This is a genomic window from Myxococcus sp. AS-1-15 (genome assembly GCF_020037055.1).
GTDB classification, from domain to species: Bacteria; Myxococcota; Myxococcia; order Myxococcales; family Myxococcaceae; genus Myxococcus; species Myxococcus fulvus.
In genome coordinates, this window is sequence record NZ_JAIQDF010000017.1 from 231,065 (window position 1) to 251,352 (window position 20,288).

A 20,288-nucleotide genomic window follows, 5' to 3' on the forward strand; every position below is an offset into this window, starting at 1 on the left:
CAGCGGACTTCTTCACATTTCTTCAGCCTCCCGCACTTGCACGCCGGGAGAGTGGGCGTACAGACTGTCCGTGCAGACCCAATCGTTTCTCCGTTCGTTCGTAGGGTCTTCCGGAAGCGTGCCTCGTTCCTCAAGGAGCAACCCGATGCGGATGGTGCGATGGAGTTTGGGCGGAGCCGCGCTGGCCCTGGCCGTGACGGTGGCGCCCGCGTGCAAGTCCGCCCAGAGCGAAGCCGAGCGCCCTGCGCCGCCTCCCGCCTCGCTGGTGGATGTGGTGCCCCACGCCATCGTCGTGGACTTCAAGGACGGCACCACCAAGGCGGAGTTCGACGCCTGGGAGGCCGACTGGGGCGTGGACCTGGAGCTCAACTCGGTGGAGAGCGCCGACGAGGCCCTCACGCTGGCGGTGGGCGTGGACGACGTGGCGGGCGTGCTGGAGAAGATCCGCCGGCACCCGAGCGTCGAGGCCGCCGAGCCGCTGATGGAGGTCCGCGCGAGCTTCACGCCGAATGACCCGGAGTACGCGCGGCAGTGGAACCTCCAGATGATCGACATGCCCAAGGCCTGGGAGCGCAGCCGGGGCAAGGGCGTCGTCGTGGCCGTGCTGGACACGGGCATCGCGTACGAGGACCACGAGGACTTCAAGCAGGTGCCCGACCTCAAGGGCGTGAAGTTCGTGGCCGGCTACGACTTCGTCAACGACGACGAGCACGCCAACGATGACCACGGCCACGGCACGCACGTGGCGGGCACCATCGCGCAGGCCACCAACAACGGCGAGGGCGTGGCGGGCGTGGCCTTCGAGGCGACGCTGATGCCGGTGAAGGTGCTCAACCACTTCGGCGGTGGCACCACGGCGGACATCGCGGACGCCATCCGCTTCGCGGCGGACAAGGGCGCCAACGTCATCAACATGTCGCTGGGCGGCGGTGGCTATTCGCAGGTGATGGCCCAGGCGGTGGAGTACGCCCGCAAGAAGGGTGTCACGGTGGTGGCGGCTGCGGGCAACGGCGGCCGCGCGCACGTGGAGTTCCCCGCGGCCTATCCCGGCGCCGTGGCGGTGTCCGCGGTGGGGCCGGAGGGCTCGCTCGCGCCGTACTCGTCCTATGGCAAGGAGCTGGACATCGCCGCGCCCGGTGGTGACAAGCGCCGTGGGGACGCGGGCGGCATCATCCAGAACACCATCGACCCGAGGGACGTGTCGCGCTCCGTCTACGCCTCGTACCAGGGCACCAGCATGGCCACGCCGCACGTGGCCGCGGTGGCCGCGATGCTGTACTCGGCCGGCGCCAAGGGGCCCGACGAGGTGGAGAAGGCGCTGTACGCGGGGGCGACGAAGGTGGCGGACCAGGCGTGGACCGAGCAGTACGGGCACGGCCTGCTCAACGCGGAGGCGTCGCTGGCGTCGCTCGGCGGTGGCATGTCGCGCTGGCCGCCGCTGTACTGGGCGCTGGCGCTGCTGGCCTTCGTGCTGCTGACGCTGCGCGGCCGTGAGCGCCCGGGGTACCTCAACGCGCTGCTGCGTCCAGCGTTCCTCGTGCCGCTGCTGCTCTCCACGGTGGGCGTGTACTTCGTGCGCGCCTGGTTCATGGGCACGGCGGGCGCCGCGGGAGACGTGGTGGAGATGGCCTCGCTGCCCATCCCGGATTGGGAGCGCATCATCTTCGGCCGGGGCCGCACGGTGAACCCGCTGTTCTACAGCGCGCTCATCCCGGTGCTGCTGTCGCTGCCCGCCATCGGATGGAAGGGGATGCGCTCGGCGGTGGGTGGCCTCGCGCTGGGCTTCGCGGGCTTCCTGGCGTACTCGGCGTGGGCGGGCGCTCCGGCGCTGTCGTGGATGCCCTTCGCGTTCCTGGCGAAGCCGTGGCTGGGCTTCAACACGGTCGTCTGCCTCATCGTCGCTCGCGCCATGCTCAAGCGTGAGGACGTGCCGTGACTCTCACCGGGCGCGTGGTGTTCCGCGACCTCGAGACGGGCGTCTGGGTGCTGGAGGCCGATGACGGCACCACGTACCAGCTCGCGGGTGGCGACCGGCACATCAAGAAGGATGGCCACCGCATCGAGGCCGAGGGCCGCGTGGACAAGGACGTGCTCACCGCCGCGATGGTGGGGCCCGTCTTCCACGTGAGCTCGTATCGCTTCGTCTGAAGTGGGGGGCCGGGGTTCGCTCCGGTCCTCGCTTGTCGCGGAAGACGTCAGGTGCTGGCCCGCGAATATGGGCCAGGCGCGACCTTTCGCCAGCGCTCCTGTCCGTGATGGGCTCGTGGGTGCGCTGTCTTGTGCGGTGGCACGCCGCGCCGAGACGACCAGCGTCAGGGCGACGTGCCGAACCGCGCTTGCTCCATGGCATGAGGGCCGCCAGCGTCGGGGTGGCGGCACCACGTACGCAAGTCGTTCAGTGAGCGGCGCCCATCAGCGCCCAACCGTTGGCTTCGCGCCCGCTCACGGCGACTTGGTACCGCCTTCGGCCTTGTGCGCGCGCGCCTGACGCGTGCGCTCCTCGCTGTACGCCTCCAGCGGAGCCTCGCCCCGGCGCACGGCCTCGCGGAGCTCCTGCAACGACTCCCGCTCCGCTTGGAGCCCCGCGGGCGCGTCCTTCTTGAGTGGCGCCAGCGGGTGGGCCACGTCATGGAGGTTGAGCGCGATGCCGCGCCGGTCCACCACGGCGAGCAGCACCAGGGACACCGTCGCGGCCATCACCCACGGCAGCACCAGCTTCGCCAGCGACGGCACGGGCTTCGTCTCCCGCGCGCGCGCGTCGCTCACCGCGATGCCGGTGCCCCAGACGGGGACCCACCGCGACATGCCCAGCAGCGCGAGCACTCCCGCCCAGCCGAGGCTCGCCAGCATCAGCACGTCCTGGGGGCTGGTGTCCGTGTCCGCGGCCTCGGTGCCCATCGACTTCGCCACCAGGAACGCCGCCGAGGACACCAGGTTGTTGGCCGCATGCGCGGCGATGCCGGGCCACAGCGAGCCGGTGCGCAGGTAGAGCCAGCCGAACAGCAGGCCCAGTTCCACGCGCGCCACGAAGCCCACCGGGTCCAGGTGGAACGCGCTGAACACCACCGCGGAGATGACCAGGGCCGTGGTGGGTGAGCGCGGCGACGGGGGCGTCAGGCCCCGCTGGAAGACGCCTCGGAAGAACAGCTCCTCGCAGATGGGCGCGGCGACCGTCACGCCCGCCAGGATGATGGCCAGCTCCACCGGCGTCTGCTGCTCGAAGAGCCGCGAGCCATCGAACATCTCCTTCATCCACTCGGGCGCGAGCTTCTGCGCGGTGAACTGGATGGGCACCACCAGCGCGAAGAAGTTGGCGATGCCCAACAGGAAGCCGAAGAGCGTCGACACAGGATGCAGCGGCGTCAGCCCCGTGAAGAGCGCGGGCTTCCATCCTCCGAGGCGCGGCAGCAGCCACCCCAGCGCCATGAAGATGAAGACCTCGGTGAACCAGATGCCGAAGGCCGCGTTGAGCAACTGGACGGAGCCGCCCACCAGGATGAAGAGCACCAGCGCCAGGGCCGCCCCGCCGAGCGCCAGCATCCGAGGGCTCCTGGGCTCCGGAAGGGGAGGCTCGGAGGGGCCCGTCGGCCCGAGGGGCGCGGCGTCGCTGGGGGCGGAATCTTCCAATTTGTCGTCTCCTTGACGCGAAAAGCTGAACTGTCGCGACAGCAGGTTCTCTATACTGTCAGCACCTTGACGTCCTACATCCTGGCTCGAACGGTGCAGCGGACGTGGTGGAAGCCCCCTCGAATCCTCGGCGTCGTCTGTGCCCTGGGCCTGGGGCTGGGAGCAACGACGTCGCACGCGTCGGCGTTCCTGGTGGAAGCGCGAACCGAGGCGCAGGCGTACCAGATTCGTGCGTGGCGTGGCAGCACGTCGGACGACCCGGTGCTGCTGCCAAGGCGGCGAATCGTCCAGTACCTGGGGCTCAACGCCTTCGAGCTCGCCACGGGACAGGACCTGGGCTTCGAGTCCAACATGCGCATCTGGGCGGACTTCGGTCTGCCCAAGGGTGAGGCCGAGCGCGTCGACGGGCTGAAGTCCGAGGACGCGGAGCTGCTGCATGCGTACGTGCGCTACGCGAAGGGCGGCTTCGAGGGACGGCTGGGCCGTCAGCTCTACACGGACGTCTCGGACATCATCGCGTTCGATGGTCTGCGCGCGCGCTACGTGACGCGCATGGGCCTGGGCGCGGAGCTGTACGGCGGCCTGTGGGTGAAGGGCGCGAGCTTCCTGGGCTCGTCCGTGTATCAGCCGGACGGTACGCGGGAGAGCGACTCGCGGCGGCTGGACCAGGGCGTGGCGGGCGCGGACCCCACGCTGGATTCGATGGAGCCCGTCTTCGGCGCCAAGCTGCTGCTCGAGGACCTGAAGGGCTTCAACGCCGCGGTGGGCTACCGCAAGGCGATGGTGGAGGGGAAGACGGACCTGGAGCGCGCCACGGTGGAGGCGCGCTATGGCCGGGGCCTGGGTCTCAACGCGCTGGCCGGCGTGGACTACGACGTGCTGCAGGGCAAGGTGGCCCAGGTGCGCACGCAGGTGCGCTGGGACGGCACGCGCGTCGCGACGACGCTGGAGGTGATGCGCCTGTCGCCCGTGCTGTCGGCGGACTCCATCTGGTACTACTTCGCGTGGGCGCCGCGCGACGAGGCGCGGGTGCGCGTGGACGTGTTCACCCCCGGCCCGCTGCGCTTCTACGTGCAGGCGCTGGGCAGCCGGTACAACGAGAACGTCAACCCGGAGATGGCCATCGCCTCGCAAGTGGACGCGGAGGGCGCGCCGGAGTCCACCAGCGTCGGTGGGGCGGCGGGCGCGGCGTGGCGCTCGGGCGCGTTCCGCTCGGCGCTGGACGTGACGTACCGCACGGGCTTCGGCGGAGACCAGCTCTGGGGCGACCTCACCGGTGGCTACACGTTCGACCGGGAGCGCTTCACGCTGGACGCGCGGGTGTCCTTCGCGCGCATCTTCGACAGCTTCAACGCGCGCCTGGGGGGCAACTTCTACGGCGCCCAGGTGTGGGCCAGCCGGGCCCTGACGCGCGCGACGCGGCTGTCGCTGGTGGTGGAGCAGAACTTCAATCCCTTCACCGACTCCGACACCAAGGCCTTCCTCCTCTTCGACCTGAAGGCGAGCTTGTAGATGCTTCACCGTCAGAACCGACATGCACTGCTCGCCCTGGCCGCGCTCGCCATGCTGGTGGGCGCCGGCGTCGCCTGGGCCGCCACGGCCCGCGAGCGCAGCCTGGCCGTCTATCCCGCCCAGCACGTCCCGCTGCGCTTCGACCACGCCCAGCACCTGGAGGCGGGCGCCGAGTGCACCACGTGCCACGACTCGGCCCGCGCCAGCGCGTCCTCCAAGGACCTGAACCTCCCAGGCCACGAGGAGTGCGAGACCTGTCACGACATCGAGGCGGGTCGGAAGGGCAAGCCCACGGACCCTCCGTCCGCGTGCAACACCTGCCACCCGGGCTTCGACGCCACCGTGCGCAAGGAGCCCGCGAAGCTGTCCATGCCTCCGGCCAACCTGCATTTCAGCCACCAGCAGCACGTGGACAAGAAGGTGGAGTGCTCGGTGTGCCACGGCGAGATGAAGGACGTGAAGCTGGGCACGCGAAACCAGCTGCCGAAGATGGCCACGTGCTTCAAGTGCCACGACGGCACCGTGGCCTCGAACACGTGCGCCACGTGTCACCCGACGGAGCCGTCCGGCCGGCTCAAGCTGACGTTCGACTCGGGCCTGCTGCGGCCCATGCAGGGCAACCCCCTGGGCCTGGACCACGGCCCGCGCTTCGAGTTCAACCACGGGGCCCGCGCGTCCACGGACCGGCTGGTCTGCATGCAGTGCCACAGCGAGAGCTACTGCCAGACGTGCCATGACGGCATGCAGAAGCCGCTGTCCATCCACCCCAACGACTTCATCACCCTGCACCCGGTGCAGGCCCGGACCAACTCGCCCCGGTGCGAGAGCTGCCACCGCGCCCAGTCCTTCTGCGCCGCCTGCCACGAGCGCGCGGGCGTGGGCATGGACGCCGCCCAGTCGCTGCGGCCGCGCAACCAGAAGGTGCACCCGGACTACACCACGTGGGTGGAGCTGCCCGGACCGCAGCACCACGGCATCGCCGCGTCGCGGGATCTGACCAGCTGCATCTCCTGCCACCGCGAGGAGTCGTGCATGAGCTGCCACTCGGAGCTGTCGCCGCGGCGGCAGATCAACCCGCACCCGGCGGGCTTCGCGCAGTCGTGCAAGAAGCTGGCGTCGGCGAATGACCGCGCCTGCCTCAAGTGCCACTCGTCGGAGAGCCTGGCGCAGAAGGGGTGCCGCTGATGGGCGCGCGCTCGAGTCGGTTCTTCGCGGGCGTGCTCGCGCTGTCGGCGCTTTCCGGGTGCCTGGAGCCCGGGGACGCCATCTACCTGCCGCGCGACACGGTGCCGCCCCGGGTCGTCTCCACGGCGCCGGGAGGAGGGGAGACGCTGCCGAGGGGAGGCGCCCTGCGCGTCACCTTCTCCGAGGCCATGGACCTTCGCAGTCTGCGCCCGGGCATCGCGGTGTTCTCCGGCCGGGATGAGCTCCCGCTCGTGCTCACCGCGCCCCCCGTGCCGGAGTTGGACGAGGACGTGGAGCGGGGCGACGTCCCGTACACGGTGGAGGCCGCCTTCGCCGAGGGCGTCGTGCTGACGCCCAACACGCAGTACACGCTGGTGCTGCGCACGGTGCTCACGGACTACGAGGGCAACCCGCTCTCCAGCGAGATTCGCATCGTCTTCCGCAGCGCGCCGTGAGCCCTCGCGGGCCTGCGGCTACATCTGGAAGAACTCGAAGCTCTGTCCCGCCTCCTTGCCGTCCTTCTTCCCCTCGATGCGGGCGGTGAGGCGGTTGGCGGTGGGGCGCTGGTAGAAGATTCGCTGCGGGTAGTCGTGCTGCGGGTTCTCGAACAACACGCCGTTGCTGTTGCAACGCAGCATCTTGAAGTCCGAGGGCGGCCGTCCCATGGGCTGGGCCACGAAGTAGAGCCCGTCCTTGCGCGCCTCGATGCGCATGTACTCGAAGAACACCGTCTTGCCCTGGACGATGGTGCGGCTCACCCCGAAGAGCGTGCCGCCCGCGGCGGGCGTCCAGTGCTCCTCCATGAGGTTGCCGGCCGTGTCCTGACGCCAGCTCCCCGCCAGCCAGGCCACGTCGTGGATGGAGGCGCCACATTCACGCGAGGCGGGCTCACGGGTGTTCGGCGTGGAGCCACAGCCGAGAAGCGGGGAGGCACCGAGGACGAGGGCCAGGAGGGCAGGGCGAGCAGTCATCCGCCCATCCTCCCATGCCCCGCTGACGGGCCGCACCGTCCTCGAGGAGGCGGCGCGGCCCGGAGTCGACACGTCAGCGCTGCAGGTACTCGCGGATGCTCTCGACCAGCTGCTTGCGCGCGTCCGCGTCCGTCGCCTGGGGACCGACCTTGAGCTTCTTGTCCTCCTCGACGAGGAGCTTCTGGTCCTGCAGGTACGTCACCGCGTTCTCCAGCGTCACCTTGGCCAGGGACTCGGCGGCGGTGATGCGGCCGGCGTGGTACTCGGCGCGACCCGTCTCCAGGGCCATCCGGAGGAAGGCCTTGCGGTCCTCGGCGACGCCCGTGGCCACGTCGTTGAGCGTCATCGCGGCCAGCAGGTACGCCTCCAGGTAGTCGCGCAGCAGGTCCGCCAGGAACTCCAGCTCCGGCTGGGCGTGGGGCTCGGGCGCGACGCTCAGCGTGTCGCCCTCGTGCATCACCAAGCCCATGCGCACCAGCCGCTCCACCGTCTCCGCGAAGATGGTGTCGAAGGTGGTGTTCACCCGGTAGATGAACTCGAGCTTGAACAGGCGCGAGAGGAACAGCGCGCGCGCCTTCACGTCGTCGTACGAGGCGGACGTGCCGGCGGCCAGCATGGCGTTGGCCACGAGGCTGCGCGCGGCCACCAGGTTCATCAGCGTGTTCTTGTAGAAGGACATCTCCGCGCGGCGGTCGTCCTCCACCTGGTAGATGACGTCACCCTTGGCCTCCTGGGTGCGCACCATCTCGTCGCCGATGAAGGTGCGCATCGCGTCCTGGATGGGCCCCATCGTCTCGGGGTTGCTGGGGGCGTTGCCCAGCTCGCGCGACTGCGGCGCGCCGTCCTCCTGGGCGATGCGGCGCAGGATGCTGATGCGGTCCGCCAGCTCCCGCTGCGTCAGGCCCCGGCGACGGTGCGCGAGCAGCGACGTGCTCACCAGCGCGTGCGGCGTCACGGTGGACACCTTGCTGATGCCGTACATCACGCGGTTGCCGAGCGCGCGGACCAGGCCCTTCTTCTGCTCGTCCGTCACCGGCTGCTCGGGGTCGAGCCCGCGCTCCTTCATGAACTCCACGAGCGAAATCGGCTCGTCGAAGCCCAGGTGGATGCGGCCATAGCGCGCCGCGAGCACCTTGGGCGTGCTGAGCAGCGCCTTGAGGTCCTCGGGCTTCTTCTCCCCGCCGGCCAGCTCCTTCGAGTAGCTGCCCGACTCGACGACCTTCTCGTAGTCGATGGCCACCGGGACGAAGAGCAGGTCGTTGCGCGCGCCCTCCAGCACCGACTCCACCTGCCAGGTGAACATGCCCAGCTTGGGGGAGAGCAGCTTGCCCGTGCGCGAGCGGCCGCCCTCGGGGAAGAACTCCTGGTGGATGCCGTCGTGCACCAGCTTGCGCACGTAGGCCTTGAAGGACGCGGCGTAGACCTTGTCGCCCTTGAACGAGCGGCGCAGGAAGAACGCGCCGCAGCGGCGGAAGATGCTGCCCAGGGGCCAGAAGGACAGGTTGGCGCCGGCGGCCACCAGCGGCACCGCGTAGCCGCGGTTCCACAGCACCCAGCTCATCACCAGGTAGTCCATGTGGCTCTTGTGGCTGGGGCACAGGACGATGGGCGCGCGGGTGGCGGCCTTGAGCGCGCGGTGCAGGCCCGCCTCGTCCACGTGCATGCCGTCGTAGATGCGGTTGAACACCCAGTCGAGCAGCGGGGCGACGAAGGCCAGCGTCGTGGGGCTGGGCTTCGCGGCGATGGCCTCCAGGTTGCGGCGGGCCTCGCGCAGCACGCTCTCCTGCTTGCGGCCGGACTGCGCGGCGTGCTCGTCCACCACCTTGCGCAGCTGCCTGTCGCGCAGGGTCTCGTCGATGATGCGCACGGCCGGCTTGGCCGGCGGTCCGAACACCGCGCGCGTCTCCCGGGCCAGGTGCACGTGCAGCGTGCTGCGCACCTTGCGCGCGAGCACCTCCACCGAGTCCTTCGGGTTCTGCTCGGCGAAGGCGCGCAGGTCGATGGGCTCTCCCACGCGGAACTGCGCGCGCTTGTAGTTGCGGAAGAAGGCCAGCATCGAGTGCAGGAAGCCCGGCGCCTCGGGGCTGCCGAACACCATGTCCACCCAGTTGGGCTTCAGGCGCGCGCTGCGCTTCTCCCAGACGAACAGCTCCGGCACCAGGTACACGGGCCGGTCCGACGTGCGCGCCAGCTCCACCAGGGCGGGGAAGGGGTCCTCGTGCGTCTCCTTCCCGGACGCGTGCAAGAGCGCCGTACGCCGCAGGAAGACCAGGCCGCTGCCTCCCTGTTGGCGCGCGTACTCGAAGCGCTCCAGGAACGCGCCGCCCTGCTTCGTCTGGCGCCACGGCTTGGTGAACCACGGGCGCAGGTTGGACACCGCCCGCACGGGCGGCAGGCTCCGGCGCACCATGGCCCAGGTGAGGTAGAGGAAGTTCACCCACGCCGTGGAGCGCATGACGTGCACCACGAACCCCTTGGCGTGGAGGTTTCGCAGCTCGTCCTCGGCCTCGGGTGGGAAGTGGACGCTCTCCAGATAACGAGTGCCCAGCGCCCGACCCATCGGGCCGAACTCCGCCTTCAGCAAGGACTCTCCCTGATTCGCAGACTGCGACAGCGCGGTTTCCAAGGCAGCCCCCGGGGCTACATGTTCTCGGGTGTCGGAATGCCCAACAAGGTCAGACCCGAAGCGAGCGTAACCCGCGCCGCGTCCGCCAGGGCGAGTCGCGCGGAACGCAGCGCGTCATCCCCTTCGACGTTGATGCGCTTGTCGCGCTCCTGGTTGCCGAGCGTGTAGTAGCGGCTCAGGGCGGCGGCCACGTCGAGCAGCAGGCGGGCCACGAGGCTGGGCTCGTACTGCTCGGCCGCGTCGCGCACCACTTCGGGCAGGCGCATGATTTCGCGCACCAGGGCCTGCTCCTCGGGGAGCGTCAGCAGGCTGGCGTCGTAGGTGGCGGGCGCGCCGCCGCCCTTGCGCAGCACGTTGACCACGCGCGCGTGGGCGTACTGGAGGTAGGGGCCCGTGTGGCCCTCGAAGCTCACCACCTCGTCCCAGTCGAAGGTGTAGTCGGTGGCGCGCTTGTGCTTGAGGTCGCCGAAGGCGATGGCGCCCAGGCCGATCTGCTCGGCGAGCTTGTCCGGGTCATCCGTCTGGAGCCGGCCGGCCTCCTGGTTCTCCTTCACCTTGGCGGCGGCGCGCTCCTTGGCCTCGTCGAGCACGTCGTTGAGCTGCACCACCTGGCCCTTGCGCGTGCTCATGCCGTGGATGCGGCCGAACGCCACGTGCACGCACTTGTCCGCCCACGGCTGGCCCATCTCCTTCAGCGTGCGGAACACCTGACGGAAGTGCAGCGCCTGGTCCTGGGCCACGACGTAGAGCGACTTCTCGAACTGGAAGCGCGTGTGGCGGTCCTCGGCGGCGGCCAGGTCGCGCGTGGCGTAGAGCGTGCTGCCGTCGTTCTTCTTGAGCAGGATGGGCGGCTCGTTCTCCGCGTAGGGCAGGTCGACGATGAGCGCGCCCTGCGACTCCTTCACGCCGGGCTTCTTGGCGATCTGCTCGATGACCGCGTCCATCTTGCCCTGGTAGCGGCTCTCGCCCTCGATGTGCTCGAACTCGATGCCCATCCGCGCGTAGATCTGCTTGAAGCCGCGGATGCTCGTCTCGCGGAACTGGTTCCAGAGCTTGAGGGCCTCGGCGTCACCGGCCTCCATGCGGCGGAAGAAGTCGCGGGCCTTCTCGTCGAACGCGGGCTCCGTCTCGGCGCGCTTGTTGGCGCGCACGTAGACCTCCACCAGGTGGCCCATGTCGTCGATGCGCGCGGGGTCTCCGTACTCCTGGAAGCCCACCGCGACGAGGCCGAACTGCTTGCCCCAGTCACCCAGGTAGTTGATGCCCTCCACCCGCCAGCCGAGCGCCCGGTAGATGTTGGCGATGCAGTGACCCAGGAACGTGGTGCGGATGTGATGGAAGCCGATGGGCTTGGCGATGTTCGGCGACGAGTAGTCGATGACCACCGTCTTGCCGCGCCCCGCGTCCGCGTCTCCGCCGTAGGTGGCGCCCGCCTTGCGGGCCGCGTCGAGCACCTCGCTGGTGAAGGGCACCGCGTTGAAGCGGGCATTCACGTACGGGCCCACGGCCTTGATCTCCAGGCCCGGCACGGAGAGCTTCTCGGCCAGCTCCTTGGCGATGACGGGGGGCGCCTTCTTCTGGGCCTTGGCGAGAGGGAAGGTGGCGAAGCTCAGGTCGCCGTGCGCCGCTTCCGCGGGCTTGACCTGGGCTTCGATGTCGGCGGCCTGCACGCCCAGGGCGCTGGCGAGGCCCTCGGCGAATGCGGCGCGGTAGCGGGAATAGACGGAAGTGCTCATGAACGCGCGGATACTAGCCAAGCCGAGGTGGCGTGCGGCCACCTCTTGTTCGTTCCGCGGTCCATTCCGTCCCCCTCAGGGGACGGCGGGAGCCCGGCGGCTGGGCCGCACCACCGCCGACACCGTGTCCAGCAGCTTGGGGAGCTGGAGCGGCTTCTCGAAGAAGCCGTCGATGCGCTCCAGGCCCTGGCCGGAGGTGAGGGACGCCACCTCGCTGGCACCCGAGATGATGTACACGACGATGTCCGCGAGCGACTCGGTGCCCCGGATGAAGCGGAGCACCGACTGCCCGTCCTCCTCGCTCAGCCGCAGGTCGAGCAGCACCATGGCCGGCCGGATGTGCGAGAGGATGGAGCGCGCCTCGGAGGCTCCCGAGGTGGCCATCACCCGGTAGCCCTCCTGCTCCAGCACCTGCTGCAGCACCTCGCGGCAGTCCGCGTCGTCCTCGACCAGGAGGATGCCGCCCGCCTTGGGCGCCGCCTGGTTCGGGTCCGGGGAGCTGACCGCCCCGGCGAACATCGGCAGCACCAGCTGGAACGTGCTGCCCTCGCCGAGCACGCTGGACGCCTCCACACGGCCGCCGTGCAGGGCGACGATCTTCCCCACCAGCGGCAGGCCCAGCCCCGCCCCGGGAGGACGCGGCACGCCCGGCTGCGCCCGGTAGAAGGCGTCGAAGATGTGCTCCAGCGCCTCGGCCGACATGCCGGGACCGCTGTCCTTCACCGTCAGTGCGGCGAGCCCCTCCTCGGCGGAGACGGTGACCTCGACGGTGTCATTCTGCTCGCTGTGGTGGATGCCGTTCTCGACGAGGTTGTGGATGGCCTCGGCGATGCGCTCGCGGTCTCCCCGGACGAACACCTCCGCACACGGGGGGATGTGCACCTGCACCTTGCCGTGCTCGGCGACGACGGCCAGGGAGCGGACCACCTCCTCGGCCACGGCCTTGAGGCCGAAGGGGCGCTGGTTGAGCTGCATCTTCCCGGACTGGAGCCGGGACATGAGCAGCAGGTCGTTCACCATGCGCAGCATGCGGTCGGAGTTCCGATCGCAGATCTGCACCGCGCGGCGCTGGGAGTCCGTGAGGGGCCCCAGCTTCTCGCGTCCCAGCATCGCCAGGTACGACTTGATGGTGGTGAGCGGGTTCTTGAGGTCGTGCGAGACGTTGCCGAGCAGCTCCTCGCGGTTCTGCTCCAGGCTCTTCAAGCCCGCGATGGCCGTCTGCAGATCCTTGTTGCGGCGGGCGCTGTCGTCGCGGAGCCGGGCCACCTCGTAGGCGGCGGCCAGCTGCGCGGCCAGCGACTGGAGCACGGTGTCGGAGACGGCGCGGCGCGCGCCCAGGACGACGAGCACGCCGGTGACGCCGTGGGGGCTCTCCAGCGGCACCGCGAGGGTGTCCGCTTCGCGCAGGAGCTTCTTCTCGGAGAAGGCGCGCCCCACCACGCCCTCGCCCGGGACGGCGGCGACGACGCGGCTGTCGTAGCGGCCGCGGACGTGCTCGACGTGGAGCTGCTCGCGCGAGGCGAAGAAGCGGGCCACGTAACAGACCTTGGGCTTGAGCAGCGCGTGGAGCGTCTGGAGGTGGGAGCGCAGGGCCTCGGTGGGGCCCGCGTTGTCGGTGAGGTGGCGCGCCATCTCCAGGAGGGCGCGCGCGACGGCGTCGGCGTCAGCCGGGGGAGCCGGCTTCGCTGCTCGACGGGTGGACTTCTTCGAGGTGGTGGGGCGCAGCGGCACGACCTCTGCCAGGGCCCCTTTCTTCTTCGAGCGCACGGGAGAATCCTGCTCCAGGTTCCGAGCGCCTGGGAACGGCCCCGGTGTGCAGGGCCTTCCGGAGGACAGTGGTCGTGTCGGCTGCCCGACACGACCGGGCCCGGGCGCTCAGGCCCGGCGCTGGATGCGGCCGTCCTTGTCCAGGACGTAGGGCTCCACCAGGAGCGACTCCACGCGGGCGCGCTGCTCGCCCACGCTGAAGCCCGCGTCCGCCAGGGCGGAGAGCGCCGAGGTCTGCACCCGACGCGCCGTCTCGTCGGCCGTCAGGAGCGCGAGCATGGGCTCCCTGGCCGGCTCGTACTTGAAGGAGGCGAGCGCCTTGAGCGCGGCGATCTTCACGTCGTCCGACATGTCCGAGAGGAACGGGACGACCACCGGGGGGATGCGTGCGTCCTGGCGACCGGTGACGTGGTGGAGCAGGACGACCTTCTTCTCCGGGTTCTTCGTGTAGGTCGAGGACAGGTGCTGGAGCGCCTTCACGCAGGCCTCGGTCACCTCGTCCTCGCTGACCAGCTCACCCAGCAGCCTGAGCGCCCACGACGTGGCGGGCTCCGTCTTGCTGAGGAACTCGACGATGGGGGGGACGGCGTCCTTGCCGAAGGCCTTCACCAGCTCGAAGGTGTGCTCCTTCTCGTCGGCGTCCGTGGTGAGCGGGTCCACGGTGATGGTGAAGCGGGCCAGGAGCACGGAGACGGCCTCGGGGAACTTCATCTCCCCGAGCTGCTGGATGGCCTTCTGGCGGGTCGCCGGGTCGCCGTACTTCTGGGTGACCTTGGGCTTGAGCTTGAGGGCTTTCTCGGGGCCCGAGCCGCCCGTGAAGATGTCTAAGAGGCCCATGTGCGCGTGTGCTCCGTTTGCGGCGACGTGAAATCCGACTGTGGGAGGGGCCGTCTATGCCTTGGCGGCGCCCAGGACAAGAGACAAGAGCTTCAGAGGGTCAGCTCGCGACGGACATCGTCCCGGTAGGCCTTGGCCAGGGTCTCCGCCGCGGCGCGGGTCTCCGGGGTGTCGGTGTCCGGCACCTTGACCTGGAGGCGGAGGTAGAGGTCACCCGGTGCCCCCCCCTTGAGGGAGGGCACCCCACGCCCCTTGAGGCGCATCTGCCGGCCGGACTGGGAGCCAGGGGGGACCTTGACGGTGAGCTCGCCCTGGAAGGTGGGGACGCGCACCTCCGCGCCCAGCATGGCCTCCGGCACCGTGACGGGCACGTCCATGTGGAGGTCGTCACCTTCCCGACGCACCAGGGGATGCTCCATCACCTCGGTCTCGATGTAGAGGTCGCCCGGAGGCCCACCCCTCGCGCCGGGGGCGCCCTGGCCCGCCAGCCGGACCTTGGAGCCGGTCTGGACGCCCGCGGGAATCTTCACCGTCAGGCGGACGCGCTCGTCCGGGGTGGAGCGGTCGGGGGAGGCGCGGCTGACGGACAGGGGCCGCTCGGTGCCGTTGACGGCCTCGGCCAGCGTCAGGCGGACCTGGGCGTTGAGGTCCTCGCCACGCTCGGGACCCATGGGGCCGCGCCCCCGGACCCGCCCGAAGGGGTCATTGAACCCGCCCCCACCGCCCCTGCGTCCTCCGAAGAGGTCGTTGAAGAGGTCCCCCAGGTCGAAGTCCTCGCCTCCGTAGGGGATGCCGCCCACGCCCCCCCGGGACGCCTGGGCGCGGTACTGCCGGTACGCCTCCGCCTTCTTCTCGTCGAAGCCGATCTTCTCGGCGTCCTCGCCGAACTCGTCGTAGAGCTTGCGCTTCTTCGGGTCCGACAGCACCTCGAAGGCCGAGTTGATCTGCTTGAACTTCTCCTCGGCGGACTTGTTGCCGGGGTTGACGTCGGGGTGGTGCTGGCGCGCGAGCTTCCGGAACGCCTTCTTGATGGCCTCCTCGGAGGCCGTCCGTTCCACGCCGAGGATCTGGTAGTAGTCGTCCGCCATTTGTTCCCGCCGAGCTGTACGTGATTGAAAGTAACCAGTCGGTGGGAGTGCGCCAGCAAGGACTGTTCGGCTGGCCTGGGATGTATAAAGTCCGGCGGAAGATGAGGGAGGCCATGGCAGCGCCGCGCCGAGCGGGAGCAGGTACCTTCTGGCTGGCGGGCTGGCTCCTCCTGCTGGCCGCCCCGGCCGTCCATGCCCAGGCTCCCGCGGGAGAGGCGCAGGGCAGGGTGGTGGACCGGGTGGTCGCCATCATCGAGGGTCGGGTGCTCACCCAGAGCGAGCTGGAGTTCGAGGCCCGGGTGGCGCTCGTGCAGCGGGGCGGCCTCCAGGCGCTCGAGGTCCCCCTGGACGAGGAGCTCCTCCGGGGGGCGCTGGAGCTGGCCATCAGCCAGCGGGTCCAGGTGCTCAACGCCGACCGGCTCCAGGCGTTCCCCGCCGAACCCGCCGAGGTGGACGCGCGGCTGGAGGCGTTCCGGCTGCGCGTCGGGGGCTCCCAGGCCCTGGAGCGCTTCCTGGCCCGGGCGGACGTGGACGTGGAGGGGCTCAAGGCGGTGCTGACGCGGGGGCTCAGGGCCGAGCGTGTCCTGGACAGCCGCATCCGCCTGCGGGCCCAGGTGGGCGAGACGGAGATCCGTCGGTTCTACGAGCAGCACCCCGGGGACTTTCCGGCCGACTACGAGACGGTGCGGGAGTCCATCCGGGAGAAGCTCTTCCGCGAGCGCTATGCGGCGCTGGCCGTGGAGGAGCTGGCGCAGGTGAGGGCCTCGGCCCAGGTGCGTCGGGTGGCGCCCTTCACACGGGAGGCAAAGCGATGAGGCGGATGCGGGAGGACGCCGAGCCACGCGAGCCGCATGGCTTCTCCATCCGTCAGATGACGGAAGGGGACCTGCCGGCGGTGATGGCGCTGGAGCAGGCGGCGTTCAAGAACCCCTGGTCCCCGGAGCTGCTCAAGCGCGAGCTCCAGCACGAGTGGTCCACCATCCTCCTGGTGGAGGAGCCCCGGCAGTTCGTGCCCCCGCTGCTCTTGGGCCTGGCCATCTTCTGGATCGTCCACGACGAGGTCCACGTGCTCAACGTGGCCACCGCCCCCCAGCACCGGCGGCGGGGCGTCGCGCGGGCCGTCATGGAGGAGGTGCTGGAGCGGGGCAGGGCACGCCGCTGCAGCCTCGCCACCCTGGAGGTCAGGAAGAGCAACGAGCCGGCGATCCAGCTCTACCGCGCCTTCGGCTTCCGCCCGGTGGGCATCCGGCCGAACTACTACGCGGACGAGGGCGAGGACGCCGTGGTGATGGTCCTCGACTTCTGAGCGCACGCGGAGTAGAGGACCGACCCGTCGTAAGCTGGGTTGACGAGTCTCAAGGAAAGACCTCATGGACGCTGACCTGTTCCAGGTCTGCGTCATGCCGTGCTTGACACGGAGGGGTCGCTCCCTATACTCGCGGCCTTTTTCAGTAGTCCTGTAGGTAGATATGCGCCGCCTCGTGTCTCGTGGCGGCTGCGAACCCGAAGAACGAGGTATCAGTGCCGACCATTAGCCAGCTGGTCCGCAAGGGCCGCGAGAAGCTGAACATCAAGGGCAAGAGCCCCGCGCTCAAGGAGTGCCCCCAGAAGCGCGGCGTCTGCACCCGCGTGTACACGACGACTCCGAAGAAGCCGAACTCGGCCCTCCGCAAGGTGGCCCGCGTGCGTCTGACCAACGGAATCGAAGTGACGTCCTACATCCCCGGCGTGGGCCACAACCTCCAGGAGCACTCGGTGGTGATGATCCGCGGCGGTCGTGTGAAGGACCTCCCGGGCGTGCGCTACCACATCGTCCGTGGAACGCTCGACTCCGTGGGCGTGGCGGGCCGCAAGCAGAGCCGCTCCAAGTACGGCGCGAAGCGTCCGAGCTGAGCGCGATCACCTTCGTTTGAGAGTTGGGACGTTGAGCCCCGCACCCTGGGGAGCGTCCTCGTGAAGTTTCCTTCTGCGGTACTTGAAGCCCGTCGTAGCGTGCTCCCAAGGGAGCCAGGGCGTAAGGGAAGAGAGAAGAGATGCCTCGCCGTCGCGTAGTCGCCAAGCGCAAGATTCTTCCGGATCCGAAGTTCCAGGACCGGCTCGTCACCAAGTTCGTCAACGACCTGATGCGGAAGGGCAAGAAGTCCATCGCGGAAGGCGTGTGCTACGGAGCCTTCGCCCTCATCGAGGAGCGCGCGAAGGAGGACCCCCTCAAGACGTTCAAGAAGGCCCTCGACAACGTCAAGCCGGTGCTGGAGGTCAAGAGCCGCCGCGTCGGTGGCGCCACCTACCAGGTGCCCGTCGAGGTCCGTCAGGACCGCCGCGTCGCCCTCGGCATGCGTTGGATCATCACGTACTCCAAGGCCCGTGGCGAGAAGACCATGCAGGAGAAGCTGGCCGGCGAGATCATGGACGCCGCCAACAACCGCGGCAACGCGGTGAAGAAGCGTGAAGACACGCACAAGATGGCGGAGGCCAACAAGGCCTTCGCGCACTACCGCTGGTAGGTCTTTCGGCCTCGCGGTGTCCCGCCCGGATGCAGAGGTTGCATCCGGGCGGTTTCTTTAGGTGAAGCAGGTTCTCTGAAATCGTCCGGGTGGGAACGTGAGACGGGGCTCCCAAGCCCTCCCGCCCTCATGGAGAGGTACCGACGCAATGGCTCGCGAGCATCCCCTGGAGCGCTACCGCAACATCGGCATCATGGCGCACATCGATGCCGGCAAGACGACCACCACCGAGCGGATCCTCTTCTACACCGGCGCCATCCATCGGATGGGCGAGGTGCACGAGGGAAACACCACCACGGACTGGATGGTCCAGGAGCGTGAGCGCGGCATCACCATCACCTCCGCCGCCATCACCGCCTTCTGGCAGCGCAACGAGCAGCGCTACCGCGTCAACATCATCGACACCCCCGGACACGTGGACTTCACCATCGAGGTGGAGCGCTCCCTTCGTGTGCTCGACGGCGCCGTCACCGTGTTCGACGCGGTCAACGGCGTGGAGCCGCAGTCGGAGACGGTCTGGCGCCAGGCGGACCGCTACAAGGTCCCCCGCATCTGCTTCATCAACAAGATGGACCGCATCGGCGCGGACTTCGAGATGTCCGTGGGCACCATCCGCGAGAAGCTTGGCGCGCGCGCGGTGCGCATGCAGCTCCCCCTGGGCGCCGAGGACAAGCACCGCGGTGTCATCGACCTCCTGACGATGAAGGCCCTGGTCTTCGTCGACTCGGAGCAGGGCAGCCGCTACGACATCCAGGAGATTCCCGAGGAGCTTCGCGAGCAGGCCGAGGCCGCGCGCGCGGAGCTGCTCGAGGCCGCCGCGGAGCAGGATGACGCGCTGACGGAGAAGTTCCTGGAGGGCCAGGAGCTCACCGAGCAGGAGGTCCGCGCGGCCATCCGCAAGGGCTGCGTGGGGCTGAAGCTGTTCCCCGTGTTCTGCGGGTCTGCGTTCCGTCACAAGGGCGTGCAGCCGCTCCTGGACGCGGTCATCGACTACCTGCCGAGCCCGCTGGACATCCCGCCCGTGCACGGCAAGACGCCCAAGGGCGAGGACGCGGTGCGCGAGACGCGGGACGACGCGCCTTTCAGCGCCCTGGCGTTCAAGATCATGAACGACCCGGCGTTCCAGTCCCAGACGCTGACGTTCCTGCGCGTGTACTCCGGCAAGCTGGAGGCGGGCACGGCGGTGTGGAACTCGGTGAAGGGCAAGCGCGAGCGCGTCAGCCGCCTGGTCCAGATGCGCGCGGACAAGAAGGACGAGCTGACCGAGTGCTACGCGGGTGACATCTGCGCGGTGGTGGGCCTGAAGCTGGCGGCGACGGGCGACACGCTCTGCGACGACAAGCAGCCCATCATCCTGGAGCGGATGGAGTTCCCCGAGCCGGTCATCGACATCGCCATCGAGCCGAAGTCCACGGCGGACCAGGACAAGATCATCCAGTCGCTGCAGCGCCTGGCGATGGAGGACCCGTCCTTCCGCGTGCGCACGAACGAGGAGACGGGGCAGACGCTGATCGCCGGCATGGGCGAGCTGCACCTGGAGATCATCGTCGACCGCCTCCTGAGGGAGTTCAAGGTCGACGCGAACATCGGCAAGCCGCAGGTGGCGTACCGCGAGACCATCACCACCCAGATGGAGGCCGAGGGCAAGTTCATCCGTCAGACGGGCGGCCGGGGCCAGTACGGCCACATCTGGCTGCGGGTGATGCCGAACGAGGCCGGCAAGGGCTTCGCCTTCGAGAACAAGATCGTCGGCGGCGTGGTGCCCAAGGAGTTCGTGGACGCGGTGCGCGACGGTGTCCAGGAGGCCCTCCAGAACGGCCCCGTGGCGGGCTACCCCATGGTGGACGTGAAGGTGGAGGCCTACGACGGCTCCGTGCACGACGTGGACTCGAGCGAGATGGCGTTCAAGATCGCCGGCTCGCTGGCCTTCAAGGACGCCGTGCGCGCGGCCAGCCCCGTGCTGCTCGAGCCCATCATGAACTGCGAGATCGTCACGCCGGAGCCCTTCATGGGCGACGTGATTGGCGACCTGAACGGCCGGCGAGGCAAGGTGCTGGGCATGACGCCCCGCCCAGGCGGCCTGCAGGCCATCCAGGCGCAGGTGCCCCTGGCCGCCATGTTCGGCTACTCGACCGACCTGCGCAGCCGCAGCCAGGGAAGGGCGACCTACACCATGCAGTTCAGTCACTACGCGCCGGCGCCCAAGACGGCGCTGAACCGCTACTGACGGCCCGGCAGTCGACCCTGCGGGCGATTTCAGTTGACGTTGTGGCGGGTTTGGAGCAGGACGCAGCACCTTCGCAGTGAGTTTTTGCGGGATTCGATACGCGCCGGGTGATTGACCGGCTCAGCCGCGGTGAGGAGTGTCATGGCCAAGGAGAAGTTCGAGCGTAACAAGCCCCACGTGAACATCGGCACGATCGGACACGTGGACC

The 20,288-nt window shown here is 69.3% G+C and carries 17 protein-coding genes; 10 read left to right on the plus strand and 7 right to left on the minus strand.

What is annotated here, in order from left to right; translation table 11 throughout:
• Nucleotides 1-145: 145 nt before the first annotated feature.
• Together K8625_RS35895 and K8625_RS35900 are read left to right on the plus strand one after the other, a co-directional pair.
• On the plus strand, nt 146-1,936 hold the full coding sequence (locus K8625_RS35895) for a S8 family serine peptidase (RefSeq protein WP_223785208.1): 1,791 nt from the start codon (nt 146-148) through the stop codon (nt 1,934-1,936).
• Complete coding sequence (locus K8625_RS35900) at nt 1,933-2,148, plus strand: DUF5818 domain-containing protein (protein ID WP_223785209.1); 216 nt, start codon at nt 1,933-1,935, stop codon at nt 2,146-2,148. The genes K8625_RS35895 and K8625_RS35900 overlap by 4 nt, the downstream gene beginning before the upstream one ends.
• Nucleotides 2,149-2,442: 294 nt before the next feature.
• Here K8625_RS35900 and K8625_RS35905 read toward each other — a convergent pair whose 3' ends face one another.
• Nucleotides 2,443-3,627: a type II CAAX endopeptidase family protein gene (locus K8625_RS35905; RefSeq protein ID WP_305070933.1), complete on the minus strand. Its 1,185-nt coding sequence runs from the start codon at nt 3,625-3,627 to the stop codon at nt 2,443-2,445.
• 66 nt (nt 3,628-3,693) lie between these two features.
• Here K8625_RS35905 and K8625_RS35910 point away from each other — a divergent pair, with 66 nt between their 5' ends.
• The 3 genes from K8625_RS35910 to K8625_RS35920 are packed head-to-tail and all read left to right on the plus strand — an operon-like array spanning nt 3,694 to nt 6,779.
• Nucleotides 3,694-5,139 carry a hypothetical protein gene (locus K8625_RS35910; protein WP_223785211.1) on the plus strand — a complete coding sequence of 482 codons (1,446 nt, stop codon included), beginning with the start codon at nt 3,694-3,696 and terminating at the stop codon, nt 5,137-5,139.
• On the plus strand, nt 5,140-6,324 hold the full coding sequence (locus tag K8625_RS35915; RefSeq protein WP_223747727.1) for a cytochrome c3 family protein: 1,185 nt from the start codon (nt 5,140-5,142) through the stop codon (nt 6,322-6,324).
• Nucleotides 6,324-6,779 (plus strand): Ig-like domain-containing protein, encoded by a 456-nt coding sequence (locus K8625_RS35920; RefSeq protein ID WP_223747728.1) that lies wholly within the window; start codon nt 6,324-6,326, stop codon nt 6,777-6,779. Before K8625_RS35915 ends, K8625_RS35920 begins: the two co-directional genes overlap by 1 nt.
• A gap of 18 nt (nt 6,780-6,797) precedes the next feature.
• On the opposite strand, the gene K8625_RS35925 is transcribed toward K8625_RS35920, so the two are convergent.
• The 6 genes from K8625_RS35925 to K8625_RS35950 form a co-directional block, all read right to left on the minus strand.
• The gene (locus K8625_RS35925) at nt 6,798-7,295 is read right to left on the minus strand and encodes a DUF6265 family protein (RefSeq protein WP_223747729.1); all 498 of its coding nucleotides are present in this window, start codon (nt 7,293-7,295) and stop codon (nt 6,798-6,800) included.
• 73 nt (nt 7,296-7,368) lie between these two features.
• Nucleotides 7,369-9,921: a 1-acyl-sn-glycerol-3-phosphate acyltransferase gene (locus K8625_RS35930; protein WP_223747730.1), complete on the minus strand. Its 2,553-nt coding sequence runs from the start codon at nt 9,919-9,921 to the stop codon at nt 7,369-7,371.
• A 14-nt stretch (nt 9,922-9,935) separates the two neighbouring features.
• Nucleotides 9,936-11,657 carry an arginine--tRNA ligase gene (argS, locus tag K8625_RS35935; protein WP_223747731.1) on the minus strand — a complete coding sequence of 574 codons (1,722 nt, stop codon included), beginning with the start codon at nt 11,655-11,657 and terminating at the stop codon, nt 9,936-9,938.
• 75 nt (nt 11,658-11,732) lie between these two features.
• The gene (locus tag K8625_RS35940; RefSeq protein WP_223785212.1) at nt 11,733-13,424 is read right to left on the minus strand and encodes a hybrid sensor histidine kinase/response regulator; all 1,692 of its coding nucleotides are present in this window, start codon (nt 13,422-13,424) and stop codon (nt 11,733-11,735) included.
• A gap of 108 nt (nt 13,425-13,532) precedes the next feature.
• Nucleotides 13,533-14,261, minus strand: a complete 729-nt coding sequence (locus tag K8625_RS35945; RefSeq protein ID WP_223747732.1) for a HEAT repeat domain-containing protein — start codon at nt 14,259-14,261, stop codon at nt 13,533-13,535.
• Between the two features lie 92 nt (nt 14,262-14,353).
• A complete protein-coding gene (locus tag K8625_RS35950; RefSeq protein ID WP_223785213.1) occupies nt 14,354-15,349 on the minus strand; it encodes a DnaJ C-terminal domain-containing protein in 996 nt (331 codons plus the stop codon).
• A 113-nt stretch (nt 15,350-15,462) separates the two neighbouring features.
• On the opposite strand from K8625_RS35950, the gene K8625_RS35955 reads away from it, so the two are divergent.
• The 5 genes from K8625_RS35955 (at nt 15,463) to fusA (ending at nt 20,080) form a co-directional block, all read left to right on the plus strand.
• Entirely contained in the window at nt 15,463-16,164 is a 702-nt protein-coding gene (locus K8625_RS35955; RefSeq protein WP_223747733.1) for a hypothetical protein, read from the plus strand.
• Entirely contained in the window at nt 16,161-16,655 is a 495-nt protein-coding gene (gene rimI, locus K8625_RS35960; RefSeq protein WP_223747734.1) for a ribosomal protein S18-alanine N-acetyltransferase, read from the plus strand. Before K8625_RS35955 ends, rimI begins: the two co-directional genes overlap by 4 nt.
• 215 nt (nt 16,656-16,870) lie before the next feature.
• The gene (rpsL, locus tag K8625_RS35965; protein ID WP_043408969.1) at nt 16,871-17,242 is read left to right on the plus strand and encodes a 30S ribosomal protein S12; all 372 of its coding nucleotides are present in this window, start codon (nt 16,871-16,873) and stop codon (nt 17,240-17,242) included.
• Between the two features lie 140 nt (nt 17,243-17,382).
• Nucleotides 17,383-17,853, plus strand: a complete 471-nt coding sequence (rpsG, locus tag K8625_RS35970; RefSeq protein WP_011553340.1) for a 30S ribosomal protein S7 — start codon at nt 17,383-17,385, stop codon at nt 17,851-17,853.
• Between the two features lie 148 nt (nt 17,854-18,001).
• On the plus strand, nt 18,002-20,080 hold the full coding sequence (gene fusA, locus K8625_RS35975; protein WP_223747735.1) for an elongation factor G: 2,079 nt from the start codon (nt 18,002-18,004) through the stop codon (nt 20,078-20,080).
• Nucleotides 20,081-20,288: the final 208 nt, after the last annotated feature.

Coding starts and splice junctions, on each gene's coding strand:
- K8625_RS35925 (WP_223747729.1), bottom strand. CDS start 7,295: ATGACTGCTCGCCCTGCCCTCCTGGCCCTCGTCCTCGGTGCCTCCCCG.
- K8625_RS35950 (WP_223785213.1), bottom strand. CDS start 15,349: ATGGCGGACGACTACTACCAGATCCTCGGCGTGGAACGGACGGCCTCC.
- argS (WP_223747731.1), bottom strand. CDS start 11,657: ATGAGCACTTCCGTCTATTCCCGCTACCGCGCCGCATTCGCCGAGGGC.
- rpsG (WP_011553340.1), top strand. CDS start 17,383: ATGCCTCGCCGTCGCGTAGTCGCCAAGCGCAAGATTCTTCCGGATCCG.
- K8625_RS35895 (WP_223785208.1), top strand. CDS start 146: ATGCGGATGGTGCGATGGAGTTTGGGCGGAGCCGCGCTGGCCCTGGCC.
- fusA (WP_223747735.1), top strand. CDS start 18,002: ATGGCTCGCGAGCATCCCCTGGAGCGCTACCGCAACATCGGCATCATG.
- rimI (WP_223747734.1), top strand. CDS start 16,161: ATGAGGCGGATGCGGGAGGACGCCGAGCCACGCGAGCCGCATGGCTTC.
- K8625_RS35945 (WP_223747732.1), bottom strand. CDS start 14,261: ATGGGCCTCTTAGACATCTTCACGGGCGGCTCGGGCCCCGAGAAAGCC.
- K8625_RS35955 (WP_223747733.1), top strand. CDS start 15,463: ATGGCAGCGCCGCGCCGAGCGGGAGCAGGTACCTTCTGGCTGGCGGGC.
- K8625_RS35915 (WP_223747727.1), top strand. CDS start 5,140: ATGCTTCACCGTCAGAACCGACATGCACTGCTCGCCCTGGCCGCGCTC.
- K8625_RS35920 (WP_223747728.1), top strand. CDS start 6,324: ATGGGCGCGCGCTCGAGTCGGTTCTTCGCGGGCGTGCTCGCGCTGTCG.